Here is a 24,243-nt window from a genome sequence, read left to right as displayed (position 1 = left end):
GAGAGGGGAAGAATCATGCGGAAGTCCCGTGGCCTGGCGGCGGTGGGCGCGTGCCTGCTGCTCGCGGCCTGCGGCACCACGAACGAGAACTCGGGCAACGGCGGGGGCGCGCAGGGCGCGCCGGAGCGGTGCGGCGCCGACGGGCAGTACACGATCGGGATGAGCCAGGCCAACGTCGCCGAGCCCTACCGGCAGCGGATGGACGACGACATCCGCGCGGCGGCCGCCTCGGTGCCGCAGTTCACCGTCAACTTCGCCGACGCCGCGCAGGACAACTCCAAGCAGGTCGAGCAGGTCGACAACTTCATCACCCAGCAGATCGACCTGCTCATCATCAGCCCCAACGAGGCGACGCCGCTGACCGCGCCGGTGAAACGCGCCTTCGACAAGGGGATCCCGGTGCTGGTGCTGGACCGCAAGGTCGACGGGGACGCCTACACGTCGTTCATCGGCGCGGACAACGTCGACATCGGACGGCAGGCCGGCGAGTACTTCAAGAACGTGCTGCTGCCCGACGGTGGGAAGATCGGTGAGCTGCGCGGTCTGGCCGGGTCGACGCCGGCGCGGGAGCGGCACGACGGGTTCGTGCAGGGCATCCAGGGCTCGAAGATCGAGATCGTGGCCGCGCAGGACGGCGACTGGCTGCGGGACAAGGGCCAGCAGCAGGCCGACGCGATCCTCAAGGCCAACCCGGACATCCAGGCGATCTATTCGCACAACGACCCGATGGGGGAGGGCGCGCGGATCGCCGCGGCGAACGCCGGACGGCCCGACCTGCCGATCACCGGGATCGACGGCCTGCCGATCGAATCGGGCGGCCTGAAGGCGGTCGAGGCGGGCCGCCTGTCGGCGACGTTCATCTACCCGACGGGCGGCAAGGAGGCGATCGCCGCGGCGAAGACCATCCTGGTGGACTGCGGGCAGGTGCCCAAGACGCAGACGCTGCCGACGAAACTGGTGACGAAGGAGAACGCGGCGGCCACGTACGCGGAGCTGAACGCGGGCTCCTGACTGTGCCACGCGGCCGTCCCGCCGCCACCCGGCCGCGGGACGGCCGCTCCGCGCCCCCGGCGCCGTGTTGGCCGCCCCTGGCGGGGACCCGCCGCGGGCGGGTGTGACGGGCGCTTGGGCCCTCCCGTCCGAGCTGCGCTCGGCGGGGCAGGGGCTCGGCGTTCCGAGTGGGGCCACCGCCGCGGCACCGGCACCGTGCGGCCGGCGTCCCGGCCGTCTCACGCGCGGTGGCTGCTGCCTCGCTCGATGAGCTGCGCCTCCAGCGTCGTCGCGGTGGGCGGGAGCGAGCCGTCGGCGATGCGGGCCAGCAGCAACCTCGCCGCCTCCGCCCCGATCTCGTACGCCGGCTGCGCCACCACCGTCAGCGGCGGGTCGATGAGCGTCGCCCACGGGACGTCGTCGAAGGCCACCACCCCGACGTCCCGCCCCAGCCGCAGCCCCTCCGCCCGCAGCGCCTCCAGCACGCCGATCGCCATCGCGCTGTTGGCGACCAGCAGCGCGTCCGGCGGCTCCGCGCCGGCCAGCAGCGCCCGCGTCGCCGCCTCGCCGCCGGCCGCCCGGTACTCCGCCCGCCGTTCGCGCCGCTTGCGCCGCCCGAGCGCGTCCCGGTATCCGGCGAGCCGGTCGTCCGCCGTGCGCACCCCCTCCGGCCCGGTCACGCACCCGACGCGCTGGTAACCGGCCGCCAGCAGGTGCTCGGTCGCCGCCCGCGCCGCCGCCCGGCTGTCCACCAGCACCTGGTCGCCGGTGCCCGCCCGCAACGGCCGGTCCACCGCCACCACCGGCGTACCGCGCCCCAGCAGCATCTCCACCCCGGCCCACTCGTCGGTCGGCGAGATGACCACCCCGGCCACCCGCTCCTGCAGCGCCACGTCGATGTAGCGGCGTTCCTTCTCGGCGCTCTCGTCGGAGTTGCACAGCACCACCGAGTAACCGGCCGTTTGCGCCACGTCCTCGACGCCGCGGGCGATCGCGGTGAAGAACGGGTTCTCCACATCGGAGATGATGAGCGCGAGCACCGCGGTCTCCTGGCGGCGCAGGTTCCGCGCGAGCCCGTTGGGCTGGTAGCCCAGCTCCTCGGCGGCGGCGCGCACCCGGGCGACCAGCGCCGGATCCACTGTGGACACGCCGTTCAGCGCCCGCGACACGGTGGCCGTGGACACCCCGGCGCGCCGCGCCACATCGCTGATGGTCGCCACCGCGACCTCCCGTCTCCCGTGCCGCTCACGCGGGACCGGTGGTGGTATTGACACCGTCCGGGGTCCAGAATAGCGTCTTGAGTAATCGATTACCCGCCCGAGGAGGCAGCGTGGCCCGCATCGGTGTGATCAGCATTTCCGACGGGCGTGACCATGTGCACGCGCGCAACGCCCGGTTCATCCAGTCCAAACAGGACGCGCTCGTGCGGTCGCTCACCGAGGCCGGGCACGAGGTGGTCGCGGGCAGTGACCTGGTCGCCACCAACACGCTGGCCACGTCGGTGGCGCGCGAGGTCGCAGCCGCCGGGGTGGACGTCACCATCTTCTACTACGCGGTGTGGAGCTTCCCGCACTTCACGATACTGGCCGCGGACGCCACGCGCAGCCCGCTGATCCTGGTCGCGAGCACCGATCCCACCGAGCCGGGCCTGGTCGGCATGCTTGCCGCCGGCGGCGCCCTGGACCAGATCGGCCGCGCCCACACCCGGTTGTGGGGCGCGCCGGACGACGCGGACCTGGCCACGCAGGTGGGCGCGCACGCCCGGGCCGCCGCCGCGGTCGCGTCGCTGCGCGGGTCGACCTTCGGCCGCTTCGGCGGCCGCCCGATGGGCATGAACACCGCGGTCGCCAACACCGACCAGTGGATGCGCCAGTTCGGCATCGACGTCGAGGAGATCGACCAGTACGAGCTGGTGCTGCGCGCGGAGAAGGCCGACGTGGGCGAGGCGGCCAAGGCCCGCCGGTGGATCGAGGAGCACGCGGGCGGGGTGCACTACGACGGGCAGAAGCTCACGCCCGAGCTGTTGGAGCGGCAGATCCGGTCGTACCTGGCGATCCGGGACATCATCGGCGAGCGCGAGCTCGACTTCTCCGGCATCAAGGGCCAGCCGGAGCTGACCGAGCACTTCGCCACGATGGACGTCACCGAGGCCTTCCTCAACGACCCCTACGACTGGAACGGCCCCAAGCCGGTGCACGTCACCGCCACCGAGGCGGACATGGACGGCGCGCTGACCATGCAGCTGATGCACAAGATCTCCGGCGACCCGGTGCTGTTCGCCGACGTGCGCCACTACCACGCCGACCGCGACATCTGGGACCTGTGCAACTCCGGCCAGCACGCCACCTGGTACGCCGCGCGCAGCGACGACCCGGCGGAGAACCTGCGCAAGGTCCACTTCTACCCGGAGGTGTTCTTCTTCCCGGCCGGCGGCGCGTCCGTGCAGCACATCGCCGCGCCCGGGCAGATGACACTGGGACGCCTCACCCGGAAGGCGGGGGAGTACCGTCTGCAGCTGATGCTGGGCGAGTTCGAGAACTACGACGACGAGACCAACGACGCGCTGATGCGCCAGTCCACCCCCGAGTGGCCGCACGCCTGGGCCCGCCTGGACGCGCCCGCCGAGAAGTTCCTGTCCGAGTTCGGCGCCAACCACATCCACGCGATCCCGGGCGACCACCGTGCCGAGCTGCGCGCCGCGGCCGGCCTGCTCGGTGTCGAAGTGCACGAGTGGTCCCGTGGCTGACCTGCTGCTCGGCATCGACATCGGGACGTCCAGCTCCAAGGGCGTCCTGGTCACCCGCGACGGCGAGATCGTCGCGCGCGCGTCCCGGGCGCACGAAACGTCCCACCCGCACCCCGGCTGGGTCGAGCACGACGCGGAAACCGTGTGGTGGCAGGACTTCCTCGCGCTGACCCGCGAGCTGGTGGCGGCGGCCGGCGACCGGAAGCTGGCCGCGCTGGCGGTGAGCGGCATCGGGCCGGTGCTGCTGCCCGCCGACTCCGACGGCACACCGTTGCGGCCGGCCATCCTGTACGGGGTGGACACCCGCGCGTCACGCGAAATCGAGGAGCTGACCGCGGAACTCGGCGCGGAGTCCATTGTGGAACGCGCCGGGACGGCGTTGTCGTCGCAGGCGGTCGGCCCGAAGTGGCGCTGGCTCGCGCGGCACGAGCCTGAGGTGTTCGGCCGCACCCGGCTGTTCCTGATGTGCAGTTCCTACCTGGTGCACCGGCTGACCGGCGAGTACGTCCTGGACCACCACTCGGCCAGCCAGTGCGACCCGATGTACGACCTGCGCGCCGGGGACTGGGCCGCGGACTGGGCGGCGCTGTGCGCGCCCGGCGTCGAGATGCCGCGGCTGGTGTGGCCGACCGAGGTGGCCGGCACCGTGAGCGCGGCCGCGGCGGCGGAAACCGGCCTGCCGCAGGGGCTTCCGGTCACCGCCGGCACGGTCGACGCGTGGGCCGAGGCCGCCAGCGTCGGCGTGAGTGAGCCGGGCGACACGATGGTCATGTACGGCACCACGATGTTCCTGATCCAGGTGCTCGCCGACCCGCGCCCGCACACCGGCCTGTGGACCACGTGCGGGGCGTTCCCCGGCACGTACTCGCTGGCCGCCGGGATGGCCACCTCCGGCGCGATCACCGACTGGCTGCGCCGCCTGGTCGGCGGCGACTTCGCCACGCTGGTCGACGAGGCCGCGAAGGTGCCGCCGGGCAGCCGGGGGCTGCTGATGCTGCCGTACTTCGCGGGCGAGCGCACGCCGCTGTTCGACCCGGACGCGCGCGGGGTGCTGGCCGGGCTGACCACCGCGCACGGCATCGGCGAGATCTACCGGGCGGCGCTGGAGGGCATCGCCTACGGCGTGCGGCACAACCTGGAGGCGATGCGTGACTCGGGCGGCGTGGCGCGGCGGCTGGTCGCGGTCGGTGGCGGCACGCAGGGCGGGCTGTGGACGCAGATCGTCAGCGACGTGACGGGCGCCAACCAGCAGGTACCCGCCGAGACGATCGGCGCGGCCTTCGGCGACGCGTTCCTGGCGGCCGTCGCGATCGGCGCGGAACCGGACATCACGCGCTGGAACCCGGTGGCGAGCACCGTGCGCCCGGATCCTGCCGCGGTGGACGTCTATGACCGGTTCTACCAGCGCTACCGCGACCTGTATCCCTCCACAAAGGACATAACGCACTTCCTGGCCGAGCGTCAGCGGGAGAGCGGGCACTAGCCTGGCCGGGTGTTGTCCGAACCCCCGGGCCAGGGCTGGCGGTACATCGGCGGCGGGCTGATCTTCGTGCGCCGCCGGGAGCTGGCGACCCGCTCGGGCCACGCGGCGTCACCGGACTGCTCGCCACGCTGGCCGAGCAGCCCGGGAACGGGACCGTGCAGACCGGCGGTGTGGACGACGCGAGCGAGTAGAAGCCGCAGGTCAGCGAGGTTCCACTACCCCAAGCGGGTGAAAAGCGGACGGTCAGGTTCCCGGAAGGTAACGATTGGCGCTCGGCTCGCGAGGAATGGTTGACGCGCTCGGTGGAAGCGCGGTGAGCCGAGAGAAGACGACGCCATGGGTGTTGTTCCCACCGCGGGCCCCGGCCCGGGACCGCGGCGGCCGCTGGCCAGTTCGATGGCGGTGTTCGCCGCGCTCGGAGTGGTCCTGACGGTCGGCCTCACCTCGATGCTCGTCGCCGGGCAGCGCTCCGCCGACCCGTCGGTGGGGTCGCTGAGCGGGGCCAGCGCGCCGGTGGTGGCGCCGGTCGCGCCGGTGCCGCAGGTGTCCTACGCCGTGACGTACGAATTGAGCGGTGGCGCGGGCGCGCTGAACGTGACGTACGTGGCGAGGGGGGCCGACATCGCGCAGGTCCTGGAGACGGACACCCCGTGGTCGGTGTCGCTGCAGCGGACCGGGGCGCAGGGGTCGGAGCAGTACTTCAGCCTGACGGCGCAGAACGCCGGCGGCGGCACCCTGACGTGCCGGATCATCGTGGACGGCGTGGTGGTGAGCGAGCGCTCCGTGTCGACGCCGCAGGGCATGGTGCGCTGCTCGAAGTCCCTGCCCTGATGGCGCTGCCTGCTGCCGCGCCCCCGGCCGTGCGGTGACTGAGCTGCCTGGCCGTGGGGGATCGCGCCGACCCTGTTAGTGGTCCCGCCCCGCCGAGTGGTGATCGTGCCGCGCCGCCGTGGGATCGCGCCGCGCCCGTGTAGTGGTCGCGCCGCCCGCCATGGGTGCCACGCGGCCCGCCGTGCTGGGGCCGCGCCGCCGGCCCGGCGGCCGTAGCGGCTCGCTCGGCCGGCTCGCCAGCCAGGGCCCCACCCGGGGTCTGGGTCGCCGAGGCGCCTTGAGCCGCCGTTCGATTCGCGCTGCCCTCGCCGACGGACCGTGAGATCGCGTTCGCATTCCGGCCCGAGCGCCGCACGCGTCGCGCCGTAGCTCAGCGCCGCCCCGCCCGCATCATGAGACGACCCCCGCCGCTAAGGCGCTCGCCACGCCTTGCCCCCATTGGCTGCCGCCCGCGAGCCGGGACCGGCCGCTGGGGTTGCCGAGCGCCCCCGCCGCATCACCGCGGCTTGATGGGCCATCCCCTGCGCCGCAGGGCTGCGATCGCATGCCGGCCCGTCCAGCCCTGCCCCAGCGCCCGCCCCTCATCCGGCGGCCCCTCCCCGCCGTGGGGCACGATCATCCCCGTGAGCGGAGCCACCCTGCAGGCCGGCCCGATGCTGGCCGTAGTCCTCGCGGTGCTCGTCGCGGCCGGGGCGCTGGCCGTGTGGCTCGGGCGGCTCGGGCCCGGGTGGGCGGTCGTCACCGCCGCCGGTCGCGCCGTCGCCCAGCTGGCCGCGGTGTCGCTGCTGATCACCGCCGTCCTGCGCTCCGGCTGGTGGACCGGCCTGTTCGTGCTGCTCATGTTCACCGTCGCCGCGGTCACCTCGACCCGGCGCGTCGGGCTCCCGCTGGGCCGCCTGCCGTGGATCGCCGTCGCGCTCGCCAGCGGCGTCCTGCCGGTGCTCGCGCTCGTGCTGGGCTCCGGCGTGATGCCCCTGAAGCCGATCGCGGTCGTGCCGATCGCCGGGATCGTCATCGGCGGCACGATGAGCGCCACCTCCCAGGCCGCCCGCCGCGCCCTCGACGAGCTGTCCACCCGGCACGGCGAGTACGAAGCCGCCCTCGCCCTCGGCTTCCTGCCGCGCGCCGCCGCGCTGGAGATCTGCCGCCCCACCGCCGGCCAGGCGCTGATCCCCGCGCTCGACCAGACCCGCACGGTCGGCCTGGTGACGCTGCCCGGCGCCTACGTCGGGGTGCTGCTCGGCGGGGCCAGCCCGGTGCAGGCCGGGGTGACGCAGGTGCTGGTCCTGATCGGGCTGCTGGCGGCCGAGGCGATCGCCGTGCTGGTGACGGTCCAGCTCGTGGCGGCGGGACTCGTCGATCGCGGTTAGCGTGGGGGCATGACTGTTGCGGACTTGGTGATCGACGGGTTCGGCCGCATCCAGGAGGTCGTGCACGAGGCCGTCGACGGGCTCACCGAAGACCAGCTCGCCGAGCGCCTCGAGGAGGGCGCCAACTCGATCGCGTGGCTGGTCTGGCACCTCACACGCGTCCAGGACGACCACATCGCGGACCTGGCCGGCAGGCCGCAGGTGTGGACCGAGCAGGGCTGGCACGAGCGGTTCGGGCTGCCGTTCGGACCGGGGGCGACGGGCTACGGCCACCGCTCGAAGGACGTGGCCGCCGTGCGCGCGGAGGCCAAACTGCTCACCGGCTACCACGACGCCGTGCACGACTCGACGGTCTCCTGGCTCGGGTCGTTGCGCGAGGACCAGCTGGACGAGGTGGTCGACGAGGCGTGGGACCCGCCGGTGACCCTCGGCGTCCGGCTGGTGAGCATCCTGTCCGACGACCTGCAGCACGCCGGCCAGGCCGCGTTCATCCGCGGCGTCCTGGAGCGCCGTTAGGGAGGCGGGAACTCGGCGGCGACCTCGGCCGCGTCGTCCATCGCCGCGGGGTCGGGGTGCCCGCCGCCGGGCGCGGCCTCGGCGATGACGACGAGCGAGCCGCTGCGCCGTGAGCCGTAGTACTGCCCGGTGAACTCGACGCCGGCGAGGCCGAGCGCTCCGGCCGCGAGCGGCTCGACGTTGCCCGTGCCGTCGGTGTCGGCCAGCTCCTTGAGGTCGGCGGCGGTGCCGGCGCTGGGCATCCGGACCCACGCGATCGAGACGACGACGGTGTTGCCGTGCGTGTCACCGATCGCGAGGAGGAGCCGGTCCAGCTTGCGGCACGGGTGCTTGAGGAAGAACTGCCGCACCTGGCCGTAGGAGTGGGCGCCGCAGGTCAGCTCGGCGCGGGCGGTCTGCTTCAGCTGGCGCAGGCCCAAGCGCGTCCAGGCCTCGCCGCGCTGTCCCTTGCGGGCGGCGTCCTTGCTCGCCGGCTTGCCCTGCGCGGAGGTCGCGGAGCCGCCCGCGGTGCCGCCGCCGGCCGTCAGCCCCGCCCCGCCCGCGGCGAGCGCTCCTACCGCCACGGCCGCCACCACCGCCTTCCCGCCCTTCTTCGGGCGATCCTCGCCGAACGGAAGCTTCTTGCCGTTCACCGTGCGCACCATGGTTCGGAATAATTGCCGCATCACTCCATTGGTGTTCTCATTTCGCGCGAAATCGCTCGAACGGCCCAGTCCCGCCGACTCCCGGATTTCGAAGTCTCCCGGAATCTCCGGAAAAACCGCTGGTCGTCACTAACGAAACCGGCACTGTCCGAAAAGGACATCAAGGCAACTGAGGGTGTTCTGCCCGCGTCATCCGAACAGGACCCAGGTTCGCTCACCTGGCCGTTGCCGCTCCCGGGCGGGGAATGACACCGTCGAAGGCATGCAGGCCTTCACTCTGCCCGAGTTCTACGTCCCCTATCCGGCCAGGCTCAACCCGAACCTGGAGGGCACCCGCGCGCACAGCATGGACTGGGCGCGCCGCATGGGCATGCTCGACGCGCCCAAACCCGGCGGGGGTGTGGTGTGGACGGAGGCGGCGCTGGCCGAGATGGACTACGCCCTCATGTGCGCCTACACGCATCCGGACTGCGCGGGGCCCGCCCTCGATCTGATCACCGACTGGTACGTCTGGGTGTTCTTCTTCGACGACCACTTCCTCGAGCAGTTCAAGTATTCGCGCGACATGGTGGGCGCGAAGGAGTACCTGGACCGCCTCGAGCTGTTCATGACCGCCCCCGGCCAGGAACCGCCGGAGCCGGTGAACCCCGCCGAGGCCGGGTTGAAGGACCTGTGGGAGCGCACGATCCCGGCGATGTCGGAGGGGTGGCGCCGGCGGTTCACGCTGAGCACCCACAACCTGATGGTCGAGTCGATGTGGGAGCTGGCGAACATCGACCTGGGCCGGGTGGCCAACCCCATCGAGTACATCCAGATGCGGCGGCGGGTCGGCGGGGCGCCGTGGTCGGCGAACCTGGTCGAGTACGCCGTGCGGGCCGAGGTGCCGGACCGGCTGGCGGGGACGCGGCCGATCGAGGTCCTGTCCGACACCTTCGCCGACGCGGTGCACCTGCGCAACGACCTGTTCTCCTACCAGCGCGAGGTGCAGGAGGAGGGCGAGAACTCCAACGCCGTGCTGGTGCTCGAACGGTTCCTCGGCTGCTCCACCCAGGAGGCAGCCGAGCTGGTGAACGAGCTGCTGACGTCGCGGCTGCAGCAGTTCGAGGACACCGCCCTGGTCGACGTGCCCGCCCTGCTCGCCGAGCGCGCCGCGCTGCCGCACGAGCAGATCGCCGTCGGCGCGTATGTGAAGGGCCTGCAGGACTGGCAGTCCGGCGGCCACGAGTGGCACGCGCGATCCAGCCGGTACATGAACGAGGGCGCGGCCGGCGGCGGTCCCAGTCGCATCACGCCCGGGCCGGTCCTGCGCACCCGGACGCGGCAGCGCGACCACATGCCGTTCACCAAGGTGGGGCACCTGCCGCTGCCCGAGATCTACATGCCCTACGCCTTCCGGATGAGCCCGCACCTGGAGGAGGCGCGGGAGCACAACGTGCACTGGTGCCGGGAGATGGGTTTCTACGATTCGGTCCCGGGCGTGGAGGCCGGGGGAGTGTGGGACGAGGAGCGGCTGCGCGCGATCGACCTGGCGCACTGCGCGTCGATGATCCACGCGGACGCCGATCCGGAGCAGCTGCACCTGTCCACGGCGTGGCTGGCGTGGGGCACCTACGGCGACGACTACTTCCCGGCGGTGTTCGGGGCGGGCCGGAACGTGCCCGCGGCGAAGGTGTCCAACGACCGGTTGTCGCTGTTCATGCCGCTGGACGCGGGCGAGACGCCGGAGCCGCTGAGCCCGCTGGAGCGCGGGCTGCAGGACCTGTGGCGCCGCACAGCGGCCCCGCTGAGCGTCGATGCGCGGCGCGTGTTCCGGAAGGCCGTGGAGGACATGACCGCGAGCTGGGTGTGGGAGCTGGCCAACCAGGCGCAGAACCGCATCCCGGACCCGATCGACTACGTCGAGATGCGGCGGCGGACGTTCGGGTCGGACATGACCATGAGCCTGTCCCGGATCACCCACCTCACGGCGGTGCCGCCGGAGCTGTTCGGCACCCGGACGCTGCGCGAGCTGGAGACCGCGGCCCAGGACTACGCGTGCTTCGTGAACGACCTGTTCTCCTACCAGAAGGAGATCGAGTTCGAGGGCGAGCTGCACAACATGGTGCTGGTGGTGGAACACTTCCTGGGCGTGGACCGGTTCGCCGCGCGGGACGTGGTGAACGACCTGATGACGGCGCGGATGCGGCAGTTCGAGCACATCCTCGCCACGGACCTCCCCCAGCTCTTCGAGGACGCCGAACTGGACCACCCCGCGCGCGAGGCGCTCACCCGGCACGCCGACGAGCTGAAGGACTGGATGTCCGGCATCCTCGAGTGGCACCGCCGGTGCGTCCGCTATACGGAGCCGGAGCTGAAACGCCTCACGAGCCCGCCCGCCTTCCCTGCGGAGCTGGGCATGTCGGCCCTCCGGCTGGCGGAGCGCTTCCGGGCAGCCTCAGCCTGAGCTGGTTGCCAGGTCAGGCTGTCGGCCTGCGGGCCGGCTGGGTTCCGCCGTGCCCCGGGGCCGGTAATGTTCCGACTGCCCGGGTTGGCTGAATTGGGCCCGACGCGGATCGGCCGGGTTCCGCCCAGCCCGGCGTGGCTTCCTTCAGAGCCGCCGGCGTGCGGCCGTGCGACCGTGCGACAGAGCCGCAGGCGGGGCCACGGTTGATTTCCCCCACCCGGGAGAGCCCCAGCGCCCCCGGTGGCGGCCTCTTCCGGGCGCCACCGTCGGCTCCGCCCAGGCGGCCTCCGCCTGCCCGCCTCCGGCGGCCATCTGCGGCGCCCGACTGTGGTGTCCGACTCCGCATCCCGCCCTCGGCCCGCCTCCGCCTGCGGGCGCCCCCTCCGGTGGCCTCCGCCTGTGGCGGCCACCACCGTCGGCTTCGCCTCCGGCCCGGCCGCCTCCGTCGGCTCCGCCTCCGCCTCCGCCTCCGCCTCCGCCTCCGGCGGCCCCGTCCGGTGGGCTTGGCCTCCGCCCACCTCCGGCGGCCTCCGCCTCCGGCCCGGCCGCCTCACCCTCGCCGAGCGGCTTCCTTCGCGCCTCGCACCGCCAGCCGGTCCGCGCGCTCGTTCTCCGGGTGTCCGGCGTGTCCCTTCACCCAGTGCCACTGCACCTCGTGCGCGCCGATGGCCGCGTCGAGGCGTTGCCACAGGTCGGCGTTCTTCACCGGCTCGCGGCTCGCCGTCTGCCAGCCGTTCGTTTTCCACCGGGGCATCCACTGGGTGACGCCGTTGCGGACGTAGCTGGAGTCCGTGTACACGCGCACCACCGACGGCCGCGTCAGGGCTTCCAGCGCGCGGATCGGCGCCATCAGTTCCATGCGGTTGTTGGTCGTGGTGCCGGGTTCGCCGCCGTAGAGTTCCTTCTCGTGCCGGCCGTAGCGCAGCACCGCGCCCCACCCGCCGGGCCCGGGGTTCCCGCTGCACGCGCCGTCGGTGTAGATGTCGACGACCGGCCCGTCCTCCTGCACGCGCGGAAGCGTAGCAGCGGCAACGAAACCGGCCCGCGCGGATCAAGTAACTTCCGCGCCCCGGGTGCGACTCCAGGGCGAGGCCCTCCGGAATCACCCGCGGGAGTGGATCATGCGTTATCGCCCCATCGGCAGCGATCCCCTGGACGGGCGGCTCGGCCGCTACATCCCGGACGACTGGCGCCACCTGGAGAACTACCCGATCACGGCGCTGCTGGAGGTGGACCGCCCCAGCGCCGTGCCCGTGGTGATCGGCGTGAACTGGTACGCGGCGTTCGACGAGCCGGAGCGTGACGAGCGGTCCGGGGAGATGTTCATCGGCCACAAGGGCGACCTCGGCCGGATCCGCGGCGGGCACTGCGTCTGCCTGGAACCGGGCGGCGACCCGGACACCGACGACTGGTACCGCTTCTACGACCAGGGCCACGAGGGCGCGTGCGTCGGCTTCGGCTGGTCGCGCTGCATGACCCTGCTGAACAAGGGTCTCTACGCCGCGCGCTGGCTGTGGGACCGCGCCAAGGAACACGACGAGTGGCCGCAGACCAACCCTGGCGACGACGAGGGCACCTCGGTCCGCGCCGCCGCCGAGGTGCTCGTCTCGGCCGGGCACGTGGACTGGGACCCGGCGTTCTCTGACGACGACTCAAGCGAACGCGCCGGTTACCGACCGGACGTGGCGGACGGGATCCTCGCGTTCCGCTGGGCCACTTCCGCCGCGGACGTGCACCAGGTGCTGGCCAACCCGCGCGCCGACGAGCTGAACGCGGTGCCGATCCTCAACTCGTGGGGCGAGAGCTACCCGCACCGGGTGTGGATGCCCGACGAGGTCCTCGACCGGCTCATCGGCGAGGACGGCGAAGTCGCGATTCCGACGGACCGCTGACATGGCGTCCTATCCGGACCGCGACGCGGTCGAGAAACGTGTGCACGAGCGCGCGGACGAGCGGCAGCGCAAGATCGCCATCCTGGCCGAGCCGTTCGGGCTCGCCCGGGCCGACGACCCGGGCCGGGTCGCCACCCGCATCGACCGGTTGAGCCGGTCCCGCCCGGACGTCCGCCCGGTCAACCCGGTGGCGATCGCGCGGGGCGAGGAGGACGCGCTGCGCGACGCGGGCACGGTGCTGGAGCGGGTCATCCGCACCGACGACCTGCTCGGCATCGGTTACCTGGAGGGCGGGGTGCGCGCGGCGAAGGCGGTCGGGCGCATCTCCATCCGGGACGACCGCGGCCGGCTGCGCGGCTACGGCACCGGGTCGCTGGTGTCGCCGGAGCTGCTGCTGACCAACCACCACGTACTCGGCGACGCGGCGACCGCCGCGTGCAGCGTCGTCGAGTTCGACTACCAGGACGGCCCGGACGGCCTGCCGCTGCCGGTGAAGCTGTTCGCCCTCGATCCGCAGCGGTTCTTCGCCGCCGACCAGGGGCTGGACTTCGCCCTCGTGGCGGTCCGGGCCGCCGCCGCGGAGTTGGGGCCGTTCGGTTTCAACCGGCTCGTCGAGGCGGAGGGCAAGGCGATCGTCGGGGATTTCGTGACGATCGTGCAGCACCCGAACGGGGAGCGGAAGCAGATCGCGTTGCGGGAGAACCGGATCGTCGACGTGCTGGAGCGTTTCCTGCACTACGAGACCGACACCGAGCCGGGTTCGTCGGGCTCGCCGGTCTTCAACGACCAGTGGGAGGTCGTGGCGCTGCACCACGCGAGCGTCCCGGCGCCGGGGCACGGCGAACTGGGCGGCGTGGTCAACGAGGGCGTCCGCGTCAGCCGCCTGCTGGCGGCCCTGCGGGCCCGCGCGTTCCCGCCCGAGCAGCAGGCGCTGCTCGCCGGGGTGTTCGGCGAGCCGTCCCCGGTGGTCGTCGCCCCGGTCACCGAGGCGATCCGCATCGATCCGGACTACGCCAACCGGAGCGGCTACGACTCGGATTTCCTGGCCGGGCACCGGATTCCGCTGCCCGCGTTGTCCCCGGATCTAGTGCCGCTGGCGGCGGTCAACCGGCAGGCCACGAGCGAGCCGAGGTACGTGCTGCCCTACCACCACTTCAGCGTGGTGCTGAACAAGCAGCGCCGGCTCGCGTTCTTCACCGCGGTCAACATCGACGGCACCACGAGCGTGCGGCTGCGGCGGGAGAAGGACAAGTGGTCGCTCGACCCGCGTGTGGCGGAGGAGGAGCAGGCCGGCGAGCGGGTCTACGAGGACAACCCGCTCGACCGCGGTCACCTGGTCCGCCGGCTCGATCCGGCGTGGGGCCCGTCGCGTGAGGCGGCGAAGTCGGCCAACGACGACACGTTCCACTTCACCAACTGCACGCCGCAGCACGAGGACTTCAACCAGAACCGGAGCACGTGGGCGGGGCTGGAGGACTACGTCCTGGAGAACGCCGACAACCGGGACCTGCGGGTCAGCGTCGTCACCGGCCCGGTACTGGCCCCCGACGACGACCAGTACCGGGGCGTGCAGCTGCCGCGGCAGTTCTTCAAGGTGGTGGCGATGGTCCGGCAGGACGGCAGCCTGTCGGCCACCGGCTACCTGCTCAGCCAGGAGCAGCTGCTGCAGGGCCTGGAGGTCGCGCCCGCGGAGTTCTCCTACGGCGCCTACCGCACGTTCCAGGTGCCGGTCCGCCGCATCGAGGGCCTGACCGGGCTGTCGTTCGGCGTGCTCACCGACGCCGACCCGCTGGGGCAGCGGGAATCAGTGACGACGGCGAAGGAGGTCGGCGGGCCGGCGGACCTGGTCCTCTAGACGAGTAATGCCTGAGTTGGGGTGATGTCCGGAGTGAGGCGAAGGGTGTTCAAGATCAGTGTGTGACGACCGACCTGAACACTCTTCTCCCCGCGCTCTAGGTCGAGATCGACGACCACCTGGCGGGCCGGCGTCGGCTGGGCCGGCCACCGAGGCTGGCCGACGCCGGGTTGGTCACCCTGGCCGCGGCCCAGGCACTGCTGGGGTTGACCGCCGAGGCCCGGTGGCTGCGGTTTCTGCCCGCCCGGATGCCCGGCGCGTTGCAGTACCTGCCCGGCCAATCCGGCTACAACCGTCGTTTGCGTGCCGCGTTGCCGCTGGTCAAGCACGTGATGCGCGGGCTGGCGGCGGACACGGACGTGTGGACCGACACCACCTGGATCCTCGACTCAATCCCGGTCGAGTGCGCCCGATCCCGGCCCATCGTGAAACGGTCACAGCTGGCCGGCTGGGCCAAGTACGGCTACTGCCGCTCGCGCTCCCGCTGGTTCTGGGGCCTGCGCCTGCACCTGGTCTGCACCCCGGCCGGGCTGCCCATTGCCTGGGCTCTGGCCGGTCCCAAGATCATCGAGTCAGTCAACGACACCCTCAAAGGCCAACTGAACCTCGAACCACACGTCGGAGGCACCATCGAAGGCGTCGGCGTCGGCATCACCCAACGCCTCCAGGACCTCCGGGCGAGGTGGGTGCCGTGGCGCACGCACCGGTCACCAGGGCGCCCGCCCGACCTGCTGCTCCGCGACGTGCCGCAGCACGAGGTCCTCGGCGGGCTCGTCGGAGGCCGGCAGGCTGTGCAGCATCCCCGCGGCGCGCAGCGCGCGTTCCACCGGGCGGGCGCCGGTGCCGGTGACCCGCAGAGCGGCGCCGCGGCGGGCGGCGGCCTGCTGGGTCTCCACGAGCACGGTCAGCCCGGCGGTGCCGAGGAAGGTGACCTCGGACAGGTCGAGCACGAGCAGGGTCACCGCCCCGCGGAAGCGGTGGCCGATGACCTCGGACAGCTCGGGCGCGGTGGCCAGGTCGACGTCGCCGCCGACCGAGACGAGCAGGGTGTGCCGCGCGGGCTGGGAGACGTCGATCGTGAACGGGACGGCGTCGGGGACCCGCGTGGATCGCGGGGCGGGGATGCCCCGCTGCGTGACGGGTGCGGGGCGGGTTTCCGGAGGTGCCATCAGCGGGGCCTCCACACTGCGCGGCGAGCGCCTGTCGGGTAAGTCTGACGGCTACCTGCTCAACCGTGGCCACAGCCTACCTGCGCTTCTCGGTTTCGGCGACCCCGCTGCTCAGCGGCCGGTGAGCTGCTCGGCCGCGGCGTGCAGGCCGGTCAGCGCGGCGTCCTCGTCCAGGCGGCCGGGCACGAACAGCACGCAGGCGCTGGCCACCCGCCCGGCTCGCAGGGTGACGGGCACCGCGAGCGAGGCGATGCCGGGCAGCACCTCGCCGGTGGTGCGGACGTGGCCCAGGTCGCGGGCCAGCGTGACCTCGGGCCGCTCGTTCGGCCGTGGCGGCAGCGCGGCGAGGATGGCGAGCCCGGGCGCGCCGCGGGTGAGCGGGTGGCGCACCCCGGGCCGGTAGGTCACCGGTCCGGCCGCGGCCGGCGGTTCGACGGTGACCAGCGTGAGCGCCTCCTCGCCGTGCGGGACGGCGAGGAACGCGACGGTCCCGGCCGCCTCGGCGACCGGGGCGAGCACGGACTGCGCTAGCGACTGCAGGTCGGAGCGCACAGCCGAGGCGACGGTGAGCACGGCCAGGCCCACCTCGTAGCGGCCGGCCGCGTCGCGCTGCAGGTAACCGTGCGCCTCCAGGGTGCACAGCACGCGGTAGGCGATCGACCGGTGCAGGCCGGTGACCTCGGCGATCGTGGCCGTCGTGCACGGTGCGTGCGCGGCGACGGCCTCCAGCACGGCCAGTCCCCGTTCGAGTGTTTGCAGGCCCGCTCCGCCGACGACCTTGCCTTCCGCCATGCGCCCCTCGTACTGTTCTCTCTGAAATAGAACTGGCTGCTCGATAATAGAGTAAGGACAGCGTCGTGACCACGGTCGGCATCGTCGGAGCGGGTATCGCCGGGCTGCACCTCGGCCTCGCGCTGCGTGCCGACGGCATCCCGGTCACGCTGTACGCCGATCGGTCGTTCGACGACCTCGCCGCCGGGCCGCTGCTCAACACGGTCGCGCACCACCACCCGCTGCTGGAGCGCGAGCGGGCGCTGGGGGTGCACCACTGGCCGGCGGCGGAGTTCGGCTACGGGGCCCACCACCACTGGATCGGCGGAATCCGCTTCACCGGCCGGTTCACCCACCCGTCGTGCGCCGTCGACCACCGCCTCTACCTGCCGCGGCTGGCCGAGGACCTCGCCGAGCGCGGCGGCCGCGTCGAAGTGCGCGCGGTCGGTCCGCGCGACCTGGGCGAGCTGGCCGGACGGCACGACCTGCTCGTCGTCGCGTCCGGGCGGGGCGCGCTCAGCGGCCTGTTCCCGCGCCGCCCCGAGCACAGCCCGCACGACGCGCCCCGGCGGCTGGTGTGCGCGGGCCTCTACACCGGTATCGCGCCGGCCGAGCCGGCCGCGGTCACCATCGGCGTCGCGCCCGGGCAGGGCGAGCTGCTGGAGATCCCGTTGCTGTCGCGGCACGGGCGGGTCACCGCGCTGCTGTTCGAGAACGTGCCCGGCGGCGACCTCGCGGTGCTGAACGAGCTGTCCCCGGCCGCGGATCCGGCGCTGTTCCGCAAGACCGTCCTGGAAAAGCTGCACGAGCACCACCCGGCGACCGCCGAGCGCGTGCTCGCCGACTTCGCCCTCACCGATCCGCGCGACCTGCTGCAGGGCGCGGTCACGCCCGCGGTGCGGGAGGACTTCCTGCCGCTGGGGGACGACAAGTTCGCCCTCGCGCTCGGCGACGCGCACGTGGTGGTCGATCCGGTGATGGGTCAGGGCGCGAACATCGCCGCCTACAGCGCGGCCGTGGTCGCCGCGGAGATCGCCGCCGAAACCGTCCACGACGAGGTGTTCTGCCGCCGCGTCGCGCGGGCGCGCGAGGAGGTGCTGCTCGGGGCGTCGGCGTGGACGAACCTGATGCTGGACCCGCCGCCGTGGCTCGGCGAGCTGTGGCAGGGGCTGGCGGAAGAGCCGCGCAAAGCGGACGAGTTCACCGACAACTTCGACCACCCGGACCGGCAGTGGCGCGCGCTCGCCACCCGGCGTCGGGTACGGGCGTTCCTCGACGGAAGCTGACCGGCAGAGCGGAGGACAACGTGGTCCACACAGCGACGAAGATCCTGAGCACACGTGCGGTGCCCGGCGGCGAAAGCGTCGACTACTGGCGGCACGTCATCTCTGACGCGTTCGTGCCGCTGGAGGCGGCCGCGCCGGAGCCGTCGTTCCGCGGCGAGGTGCGGATGGACCGCCTCGGTTCGACGCTGGTGTCCCGGGTGGACGCCGGGCCGCACCGCGTGCGCCGCACGAAGGCGATGATCGGCGCGAGCGAGCGCGGCTACTACAAGCTGGGCCTGCAGGTGCGGGGCAGCTGCCTGCTCGTGCAGGACGGGCGCGAGGCGCTGCTCGGGCCCGGTGACTTCGCGCTGTACGACACCGACCGGCCCTACACGCTGGCCTTCGCCGAGCCGACGTCGATGGCGGTGTTCATGTTCCCGCGGGAACGGCTGCGCCTGACCGCCGAAGGAGCGCGGCAGATCCTGAGCCGGCCCCTCCGCGGCGACGACGAACCCGGTTCGCTGCTGTCGCCGCTGTTCCGCCGCCTGGTGGGCCGGCTGGGCAGTGCCACGTCCCCGATGCCGCTGGCCGACGCGGTGCTCGACCTGCTGTCCGCGCTGCTGTCCGAACAGACCGCCGCCGCGCCCGATTCGCTGGTGCTGCGGGCCCAGGCCTACATCGACACGCATCTGTCCGATCCGGACCTGTGCCCGGACACGGTGGCCGCCGCACTGCACATCTCGACGCGGTACCTGCAGAAGCTGTTCGCCGAGCAGGGCACGGGCGTGGCGGGCTGGATCCGGTCCCGGCGGCTGGAGCAGTGCCGCCGCGACCTGTCCCGGCCCGGGCTGACCCGTCCGGTCAGCGCGGTGGGCGCCGCGTGGGGCCTGCCGGACGCGGCGCACTTCAGCCGCACGTTCAAGGCCGCGTACGGCCTGAGCCCGCGGGAGTTCCGCGCCCGGGCCCTGTCCTGACGGTACGCGGATCGTCAAGAAGCGTTCGCCTGAGGGAAAGACCGGCGGGGCCGCGGCGGGCACGATGGTCCCATCACCCTGGCCGGATCCACCGGTGCACGTCCGGCCGATGTGGACAGTGCCTTCGCCGCCACCACCGAAAGGAGCGTCCATGCCGAACATCGGCATCATCGGCGCCGGGATCGCCGGCCTGCAGCTGGGTTTGCTGCTGCGCCGCCACGACGTCCCGGTCACCGTCTACACCGACAAGACCGCCGCGCAACTGGCGAACGGCCGCCTGCTGAACAGCGTCGCCCACCACGCGCCGACGCTGAAGCGCGAGCGTGAACTGGGCATCGACTTCTGGCCCGTGGAGGAGTACGGCTACTCCTGCCACCACCACTACATCGGCGGCCCCGAGCCGATGTCCTGGCGCGGCGACTTCGACGAGTGGTCCAGCGCCATCGACTACCGCCTCTACCTGCCCAAGCTCACCGAGACGTTCGAGGAGCGCGGCGGGCGGCTGGAGATCCGCACGCTGCAGGCCGAGGACATCGAACCGATCGCCGACCGGCACGACCTGCTCGTCGTCGCCGCCGGCCGGGGCGCGTTCGCTGCGTTGTTCCCGCGCCGCCCCGAGCTGAGCCCGTACGACGGGCCGCAGCGGATCCTGTCCGTCGGCCTGTACCAGGGCATCACCTACTCGGAGCCGAAGGGCGTCACGATCAGCGTCTCGCCCGGGCACGGCGAGCTGCTGGAAATCCCGATGTACGGCCGGGACGGGTTCACCACCGCGCTTCTGTTCGAGAACGTGCCCGGCGGTGACCTGGAGATCCTCGGCCGCCAGTCCTACGAGGCGGACCCGAAGGCGTACGAGCGGCTCGTGCTGGACAAGCTCGCCAAGCACCACCCGCAGACGTTCGAGCGCGTCGACCCGGCTCGCTTCGCGCTCACGGGTCCGCTGGACATCCTGCAGGGCGCGCTGACGCCGACCGTGCGGCAGGACTACGTGAAGCTGCCCAACGGAAAGTTCGCCCTGGCGATCGGTGACGTGCACACCGTGGTCGATCCGGTCGTCGGGCAGGGCGCGAACTCGGCGTCGCACTCGGCGTGGGTCACCGGGCAGGCGATCCTGGCCGACTACGGGTTCGACGAGCTGTTCTGCCAGGACGTGGCCGCGCGCCGGGCCGACGTCGTGCTGGGCGCGGCGAACTGGACGAACCTGATGATCGGCCCGCCGCCGGAGCACCTGCTGCGGCTGTTCGGCGCGATGTACGCGGACAAGGCGATCGCCGACGAGTTCACCAACAACTTCGACTACCCGGACCGGCAGTGGCGGATCCTCGCCACCGCTGAGCGCACCGACGAGTTCCTGGCCCGCCGCGGCAAGGCCTGAGGAAGAGGAGTTTTTCGCATGCACCGCCTGACTGTGTTGTACCCGCCGCCGGCCGACCCGGAGCACTTCAAGGAGTACTACGTGAGCACGCACCTGCCGCTGGCGGCGAAGCTGCCGGGCCTGCGGGCGATGCGGTACAGCTTCGACGTGGCCGCGATGGACGGGGCGAGCCCGTACTTCGCGATCTGGGAGGGCGAGTTCGACTCGGCCGAGGCGATGGCCGCGGCGATGTCGTCGGAGCAGGGCCGGGCCGTCGCCGCGGACGTGCCGAACTACGCGACGGGCGGGGCGCGGATCCTGCACTACGCGCCCGTCGAAGGCCCGTGACCGCGGGCGTGGCGACCGACCCGCGCCGTTTCCGCACGGCGATGGGCCGGTTCGCCACCGGCGTCACGGTGATCACCACCCGCACCGCGGACGGCGGGGTCCACGGCATGACCGCCAACGGGTTCCTGTCGGTGTCGCTGGAGCCGCCGCTGATCCTGGTGTCGCTGGGCGCGTGCACGATGGCGCGCCACCTGACCGAGGGCGACCGGTACGCGGTGACGGTGCTCTCGGCCGATCAGGAGGACGTGTCCCGCCACTTCGGTGGCCGCCCCTGCGTCGACGTGCGGTTCGACTCCCGGGGCGCGTACGACTTCATCCCGGGCGGCCTGGCCTCGATCGGCTGCCGGGTCGTGGACCGCCACCCGGCGGGGGACCACACGCTGTTCCTCGGGGAAGTCGAACACCTGGAGTACCGGGACGGCGCACCGCTGCTGTTCTACACGGGCTCGTACCGGACGCTGCACGCCGGCCTGACGGAGGACGTGTTCTTCTACTGAGCCCGGACGCCGGAACCCGCCGGCTGAGGGGATCGCTTCAGCCGGCGCTTCCGGCGATCGGCTCAGCGGACACTGGCCCACCACACGAAGTCGCGCGCTCGCGTGGCGGCCACGAGACGCTGCCGGTTCCGGAGCTCGGTGGATTCCTCCCGGGCGGCGCCGCCGGACGGCTCTCCGCTGTCGAACTGCACCACCAGGACCGCGCGGAACTCGAGTCCTTTCGCGCGGTGGACGGTACCGATCTTGAGGCGGTCGTCCGGGGCGCCGGTGTAGTCCTCGAGCGGCAGGGTCGCGATCCCGGCCTCGCGCAGGAGCTTGCGGCACCGGACGAGGTCCCGGTGGTGGAAGACGATCAGGGCGGTCTGTCCGAGCGGTGCCGGCATGGCCGCGATCTGACCGAGCAGCGCGTGGGGCAGCTCGGCGGCGGGCCCCGACCACGATCGGCATTCGCCCCCGCCGTTGACCGCCTCGACCTGACCCAGTACGACTCCTGGCCCGCCGTCGAGGTCGTCGACCTCGTTGGTCGCGTCCAGGCCTCGCGCGAAGTCGAGCACTCCGGTGCGGTTGCGGTAGTTCACCCGGAGGATCTCACCGCGCCCTTGCACGGGGATGCCGGCGTCGGAGAGCCGCCAGCCACCCGGGTAGACCTGCTGCTGGCCGTCGCCGACGAGCAGCAGGCGGTTCGGTCCGTCACCGGCGAGGCGCCGCAGCAGACGGAGGCCGGTGAGCGTGATGTCCTGCACCTCGTCGACGGCGATCGCGGCGTAGCTCTCGGTCAGGGGTTCGCGGACGAGCTCCTCCTCCGCGAGGCTGACCACGTCGTTGTAGTCGTGCAGGCCACGCTCGGCGAGCTTCGCCTGGTAGGTCTCGTGGAGCGCCCAGACCTGTTCCTTCTGGCGCGCGTCCAGCCGCAGCTTCCTGCCCCGCCGGGGAGCACGGAGGTATTCGTCCACTGTAGTCAGTCCGCGGCCCTTGACGACCCGGTCGACCTCCGCCCGCCAGTAGTCGATCGACGGCTCCAGGTTCTGCAGGTTCTCCCGGTGCACGGTCCAGGCGCGGGCGAAGGCCGTGCTGATCCCCCGGGCGTTCACCCGGACCGCCCGTCCCCGCGACTGCAGGAAGCGTCGCAGCCAGGCGTGCAGGTGCAGGAACTCGACGCGGTCGGCGACTTCGGGCGCCAGTCGCCGGAAGGTCGCCGCGTGCACGGCGGGCAGGGTCCGGACGAACGTGGTGAACAGGAGCGGCCCGGTGCTGTTGCGCGCGAGGCGGCGCAGCCGGTGCAGCACCACCACCGTCTTCCCGGTCCCGGCGGGACCGCTGATCCTCGCCGGCCCGCTGTAGTCGCGGGCGACGATCGCGTGCTGGTGCGGGTGCAGGAACGTGAGCCAGCTGTCGAAGGGTCGCGCCTGCGCGGCTTCGACCTCGTTCTCCGCGAGACTCCCGGCGTCGAGCAGGCCCGCGGTCTCCGGCCGAGCCTCGGGCAGGCCTGCTTCGAGCCGTGTGTACCCGTCGAGGCGCGTTCTGGCCTGACGCGCCACGACGTCGACCTGACGCCGGTTGAGATGCGCGTCCTCGCGCCGGAACAACCGCGCGAGGTCGGTCTCCGGCAAGGCCCAGTACGGTCCGGCCGCGCGGACCGTGCGCCCGGCACCCGCTCCCGGAACGACGACCACCGGATGGATCGCGCTCACCGGCACGACTCGCCCGCGGTGGTCGGTGATACCCGCACAGCGTTCCTCGGCATGGCGGAACGCGGCCCGCGCGGCCTGCTCGTCCGGCCGCTCCCCGGCGATGATCAGAGCGAAAACGCCGTTGGTGCTGATCAGGACGGCGTCGGGCCGGTCCCCGCCACGTTCTTCCAGGTCCTGACGGACGAAGAGGTGGACGTTGCCCACCGTGCGGGCCAGCAGTGCGCCGAGGACCCGGCGTGGCAGGGGAGCGAGCCGGGGAAACTCCGACGCCAGCAACCGGACCGATTCCTGATGCACGCGCCGTTCGGCATGCCGGCTCAGGTTCACGCGCGCTCCCGGGTTCCTCACTTCCGGTAGTCACGGTATTCCGGAGAGCGCTCGTTGTTGGCCGAATCGAACACCGCCACCCGAACGGCGCACTGGCCCAGTGCTCGTCCGGCCACCAGCCCCGCTCGCGCCACCCAAGGGGTGCACGTGAGGGCCCTCGACGCGTGCTGCCCGGGTGCCGCGGGTTACCGGCCGGGCTCCCCTTGGCGTGGCCCAGTTTCCGCGCCGCGGTAACCCTCGGCGCAGGAGCACTGAGCCGCAGCAGCCCCGTTCGGGAAGTCCGCCCGGCTCACCAGCCCCGCTCGCGCCACTCCGGTAGCTTCGGCCGCTCCGCGCCCAGCGTCGAGTCGTCGCCGTGCCCCGGGTAGAACCACGTCTCGTCGGGGAGGCGGTCGAACACCCGCGTCTCGACATCGCCCAGCAGGGACTGGAAGTCCTCGGGCGAGGTCGTCTTCCCGACACCACCCGGGAACAGCGAATCGCCCGTGAAGAGGTGCGTGCTGCCGTCCGTGTCGCGGTACAACAACGCGATCGAGCCCGGAGTGTGCCCCCTCAGGTGAATCACCTCGAGGGTGCAGTCACCGACCGTGAGGGTGTCGCCGTCCTCGACCAGGAAGTCCGGCGGGACCGGCAGCACCGAGGCATCCAACGGGTGAGCCGCGGTGTTCGCTCCGTACGCGCCGGCCACCGCGCCCAGCGCCTGCCAGTGGTCGGCGTGCTGGTGCGTCGTCACGATCGTGCGCAGCGCCGGGCGGTCCGGCCCGTGGCCGATGAGATCCGAGATCCGCTCCGGGTCGGCCGCGGCGTCGATCAGCAGCGCCTCGTTCTGCCGGCGGCAAACCAGCAGGTAGGCGTTGTTGTCCATGGGCCCGACCGACAGCTTGGTGATGGCCAGGCGGTCCAGCACCCGCCGGGCCGCGTCCCCGCCCGGCTCGACGTGGCCGGTGTAGTCCTCTACGACGTTCACGCCGCCAACGGTAGCCGCCGCGCCACGCGCCGTTCCACCCGTTCAGGTTGGTCTCAGATCGGTAACGTAGGCTCCGCTGCGTCCCCGACCCGATCTTGCGAGACGCCCCG

The 24,243-nt window shown here is 72.4% G+C and carries 21 protein-coding genes and 1 pseudogene; 15 read left to right on the top strand and 7 right to left on the bottom strand.

What is annotated here, in order from left to right:
- The first annotated feature begins 15 nt into the window (after positions 1-15).
- Positions 16-1,011, top strand: coding sequence for a substrate-binding domain-containing protein (locus IE290_RS08765; RefSeq protein ID WP_191244057.1), 996 nt, complete (start codon positions 16-18; stop codon positions 1,009-1,011).
- A gap of 218 nt (positions 1,012-1,229) precedes the next feature.
- Here the strand turns inward: IE290_RS08765 and IE290_RS08760 are convergent, their stop codons facing one another.
- A complete protein-coding gene (locus IE290_RS08760) occupies positions 1,230-2,210 on the bottom strand; it encodes a LacI family DNA-binding transcriptional regulator (RefSeq protein WP_191244056.1) in 981 nt (326 codons plus the stop codon).
- 110 nt (positions 2,211-2,320) lie between these two features.
- Between IE290_RS08760 and IE290_RS08755 the strand changes: the two genes are divergently transcribed.
- From IE290_RS08755 to IE290_RS08735, 5 genes are all read left to right on the top strand, one after another.
- The gene (locus IE290_RS08755) at positions 2,321-3,736 is read left to right on the top strand and encodes an L-fucose/L-arabinose isomerase family protein (RefSeq protein WP_191244055.1); all 1,416 of its coding nucleotides are present in this window, start codon (positions 2,321-2,323) and stop codon (positions 3,734-3,736) included.
- Positions 3,729-5,219: an FGGY-family carbohydrate kinase gene (locus tag IE290_RS08750; RefSeq protein ID WP_191244054.1), complete on the top strand. Its 1,491-nt coding sequence runs from the start codon at positions 3,729-3,731 to the stop codon at positions 5,217-5,219. Before IE290_RS08755 ends, IE290_RS08750 begins: the two co-directional genes overlap by 8 nt.
- Positions 5,220-5,555: 336 nt before the next feature.
- On the top strand, positions 5,556-6,050 hold the full coding sequence (locus tag IE290_RS08745; RefSeq protein ID WP_229874345.1) for an MmpS family transport accessory protein: 495 nt from the start codon (positions 5,556-5,558) through the stop codon (positions 6,048-6,050).
- A gap of 623 nt (positions 6,051-6,673) precedes the next feature.
- Positions 6,674-7,420, top strand: a complete 747-nt coding sequence (locus IE290_RS08740; protein ID WP_229874344.1) for an ABC transporter permease — start codon at positions 6,674-6,676, stop codon at positions 7,418-7,420.
- 9 nt (positions 7,421-7,429) lie between these two features.
- A complete protein-coding gene (locus tag IE290_RS08735) occupies positions 7,430-7,936 on the top strand; it encodes a mycothiol transferase (RefSeq protein ID WP_191244053.1) in 507 nt (168 codons plus the stop codon).
- Here the strand turns inward: IE290_RS08735 and IE290_RS08730 are convergent.
- Positions 7,933-8,580: a hypothetical protein gene (locus IE290_RS08730; protein ID WP_191244052.1), complete on the bottom strand. Its 648-nt coding sequence runs from the start codon at positions 8,578-8,580 to the stop codon at positions 7,933-7,935. The two genes, IE290_RS08735 and IE290_RS08730, sit on opposite strands and share 4 nt — an antisense overlap.
- A 262-nt stretch (positions 8,581-8,842) precedes the next feature.
- On the opposite strand from IE290_RS08730, the gene IE290_RS08725 reads away from it, so the two are divergent.
- On the top strand, positions 8,843-11,023 hold the full coding sequence (locus tag IE290_RS08725; RefSeq protein ID WP_191244051.1) for a terpene synthase family protein: 2,181 nt from the start codon (positions 8,843-8,845) through the stop codon (positions 11,021-11,023).
- Positions 11,024-11,573: 550 nt separating this feature from the next.
- On the opposite strand, the gene rnhA is transcribed toward IE290_RS08725, so the two are convergent.
- Positions 11,574-12,032 (bottom strand): ribonuclease HI, encoded by a 459-nt coding sequence (rnhA, locus tag IE290_RS08720; RefSeq protein ID WP_191244050.1) that lies wholly within the window; start codon positions 12,030-12,032, stop codon positions 11,574-11,576.
- A gap of 112 nt (positions 12,033-12,144) precedes the next feature.
- On the opposite strand from rnhA, the gene IE290_RS08715 reads away from it, so the two are divergent.
- The 3 genes and pseudogenes from IE290_RS08715 to IE290_RS38650 all read left to right on the top strand — a co-directional run.
- Positions 12,145-12,915 carry a hypothetical protein gene (locus IE290_RS08715; RefSeq protein WP_191244049.1) on the top strand — a complete coding sequence of 257 codons (771 nt, stop codon included), beginning with the start codon at positions 12,145-12,147 and terminating at the stop codon, positions 12,913-12,915.
- A 1-nt stretch (position 12,916) separates the two neighbouring features.
- Positions 12,917-14,770: a DNA/RNA non-specific endonuclease gene (locus tag IE290_RS08710; RefSeq protein WP_191244048.1), complete on the top strand. Its 1,854-nt coding sequence runs from the start codon at positions 12,917-12,919 to the stop codon at positions 14,768-14,770.
- Between the two features lie 107 nt (positions 14,771-14,877).
- Positions 14,878-15,492, top strand: a pseudogene (locus tag IE290_RS38650) (transposase family protein); the annotation flags it as partial.
- On the opposite strand, the gene IE290_RS08705 reads toward IE290_RS38650, so the two are convergent.
- Together IE290_RS08705 and IE290_RS08700 are read right to left on the bottom strand one after the other, a co-directional pair.
- Positions 15,478-15,939: an STAS domain-containing protein gene (locus IE290_RS08705; protein ID WP_229874343.1), complete on the bottom strand. Its 462-nt coding sequence runs from the start codon at positions 15,937-15,939 to the stop codon at positions 15,478-15,480. The pseudogene IE290_RS38650 and the gene IE290_RS08705 overlap by 15 nt on opposite strands.
- Positions 15,940-16,050: 111 nt before the next feature.
- A complete protein-coding gene (locus IE290_RS08700; RefSeq protein WP_191244046.1) occupies positions 16,051-16,731 on the bottom strand; it encodes an IclR family transcriptional regulator in 681 nt (226 codons plus the stop codon).
- 65 nt (positions 16,732-16,796) lie between these two features.
- Between IE290_RS08700 and IE290_RS08695 the strand changes: the two genes are divergently transcribed.
- The 5 genes from IE290_RS08695 to IE290_RS08675 all read left to right on the top strand — a co-directional run bounded on the left by IE290_RS08695 (position 16,797) and on the right by IE290_RS08675 (position 21,148).
- The gene (locus tag IE290_RS08695) at positions 16,797-17,996 is read left to right on the top strand and encodes a styrene monooxygenase/indole monooxygenase family protein (RefSeq protein WP_191244045.1); all 1,200 of its coding nucleotides are present in this window, start codon (positions 16,797-16,799) and stop codon (positions 17,994-17,996) included.
- Between the two features lie 20 nt (positions 17,997-18,016).
- The gene (locus IE290_RS08690) at positions 18,017-18,949 is read left to right on the top strand and encodes an AraC-like ligand-binding domain-containing protein (protein WP_191244044.1); all 933 of its coding nucleotides are present in this window, start codon (positions 18,017-18,019) and stop codon (positions 18,947-18,949) included.
- A 151-nt stretch (positions 18,950-19,100) separates the two neighbouring features.
- On the top strand, positions 19,101-20,324 hold the full coding sequence (locus IE290_RS08685; protein WP_191244043.1) for a styrene monooxygenase/indole monooxygenase family protein: 1,224 nt from the start codon (positions 19,101-19,103) through the stop codon (positions 20,322-20,324).
- An 18-nt stretch (positions 20,325-20,342) separates the two neighbouring features.
- On the top strand, positions 20,343-20,651 hold the full coding sequence (locus IE290_RS08680) for an EthD family reductase (protein ID WP_191244042.1): 309 nt from the start codon (positions 20,343-20,345) through the stop codon (positions 20,649-20,651).
- Positions 20,648-21,148, top strand: coding sequence for a flavin reductase family protein (locus IE290_RS08675; RefSeq protein ID WP_308431334.1), 501 nt, complete (start codon positions 20,648-20,650; stop codon positions 21,146-21,148). Before IE290_RS08680 ends, IE290_RS08675 begins: the two co-directional genes overlap by 4 nt.
- A gap of 62 nt (positions 21,149-21,210) precedes the next feature.
- Here IE290_RS08675 and IE290_RS08670 read toward each other — a convergent pair whose 3' ends face one another.
- On the bottom strand, positions 21,211-23,136 hold the full coding sequence (locus IE290_RS08670) for a UvrD-helicase domain-containing protein (protein ID WP_229874342.1): 1,926 nt from the start codon (positions 23,134-23,136) through the stop codon (positions 21,211-21,213).
- A gap of 319 nt (positions 23,137-23,455) precedes the next feature.
- On the bottom strand, positions 23,456-24,133 hold the full coding sequence (locus IE290_RS08665) for an MBL fold metallo-hydrolase (protein ID WP_191244040.1): 678 nt from the start codon (positions 24,131-24,133) through the stop codon (positions 23,456-23,458).
- Positions 24,134-24,243: the final 110 nt, after the last annotated feature.

The sequence above is a fragment of the Amycolatopsis deserti genome, from assembly GCF_014653945.1.
Lineage (GTDB): Bacteria > Actinomycetota > Actinomycetes > Mycobacteriales > Pseudonocardiaceae > Amycolatopsis_E > Amycolatopsis_E deserti.
This window is presented reverse-complemented; position numbering and strand designations above follow the sequence as displayed.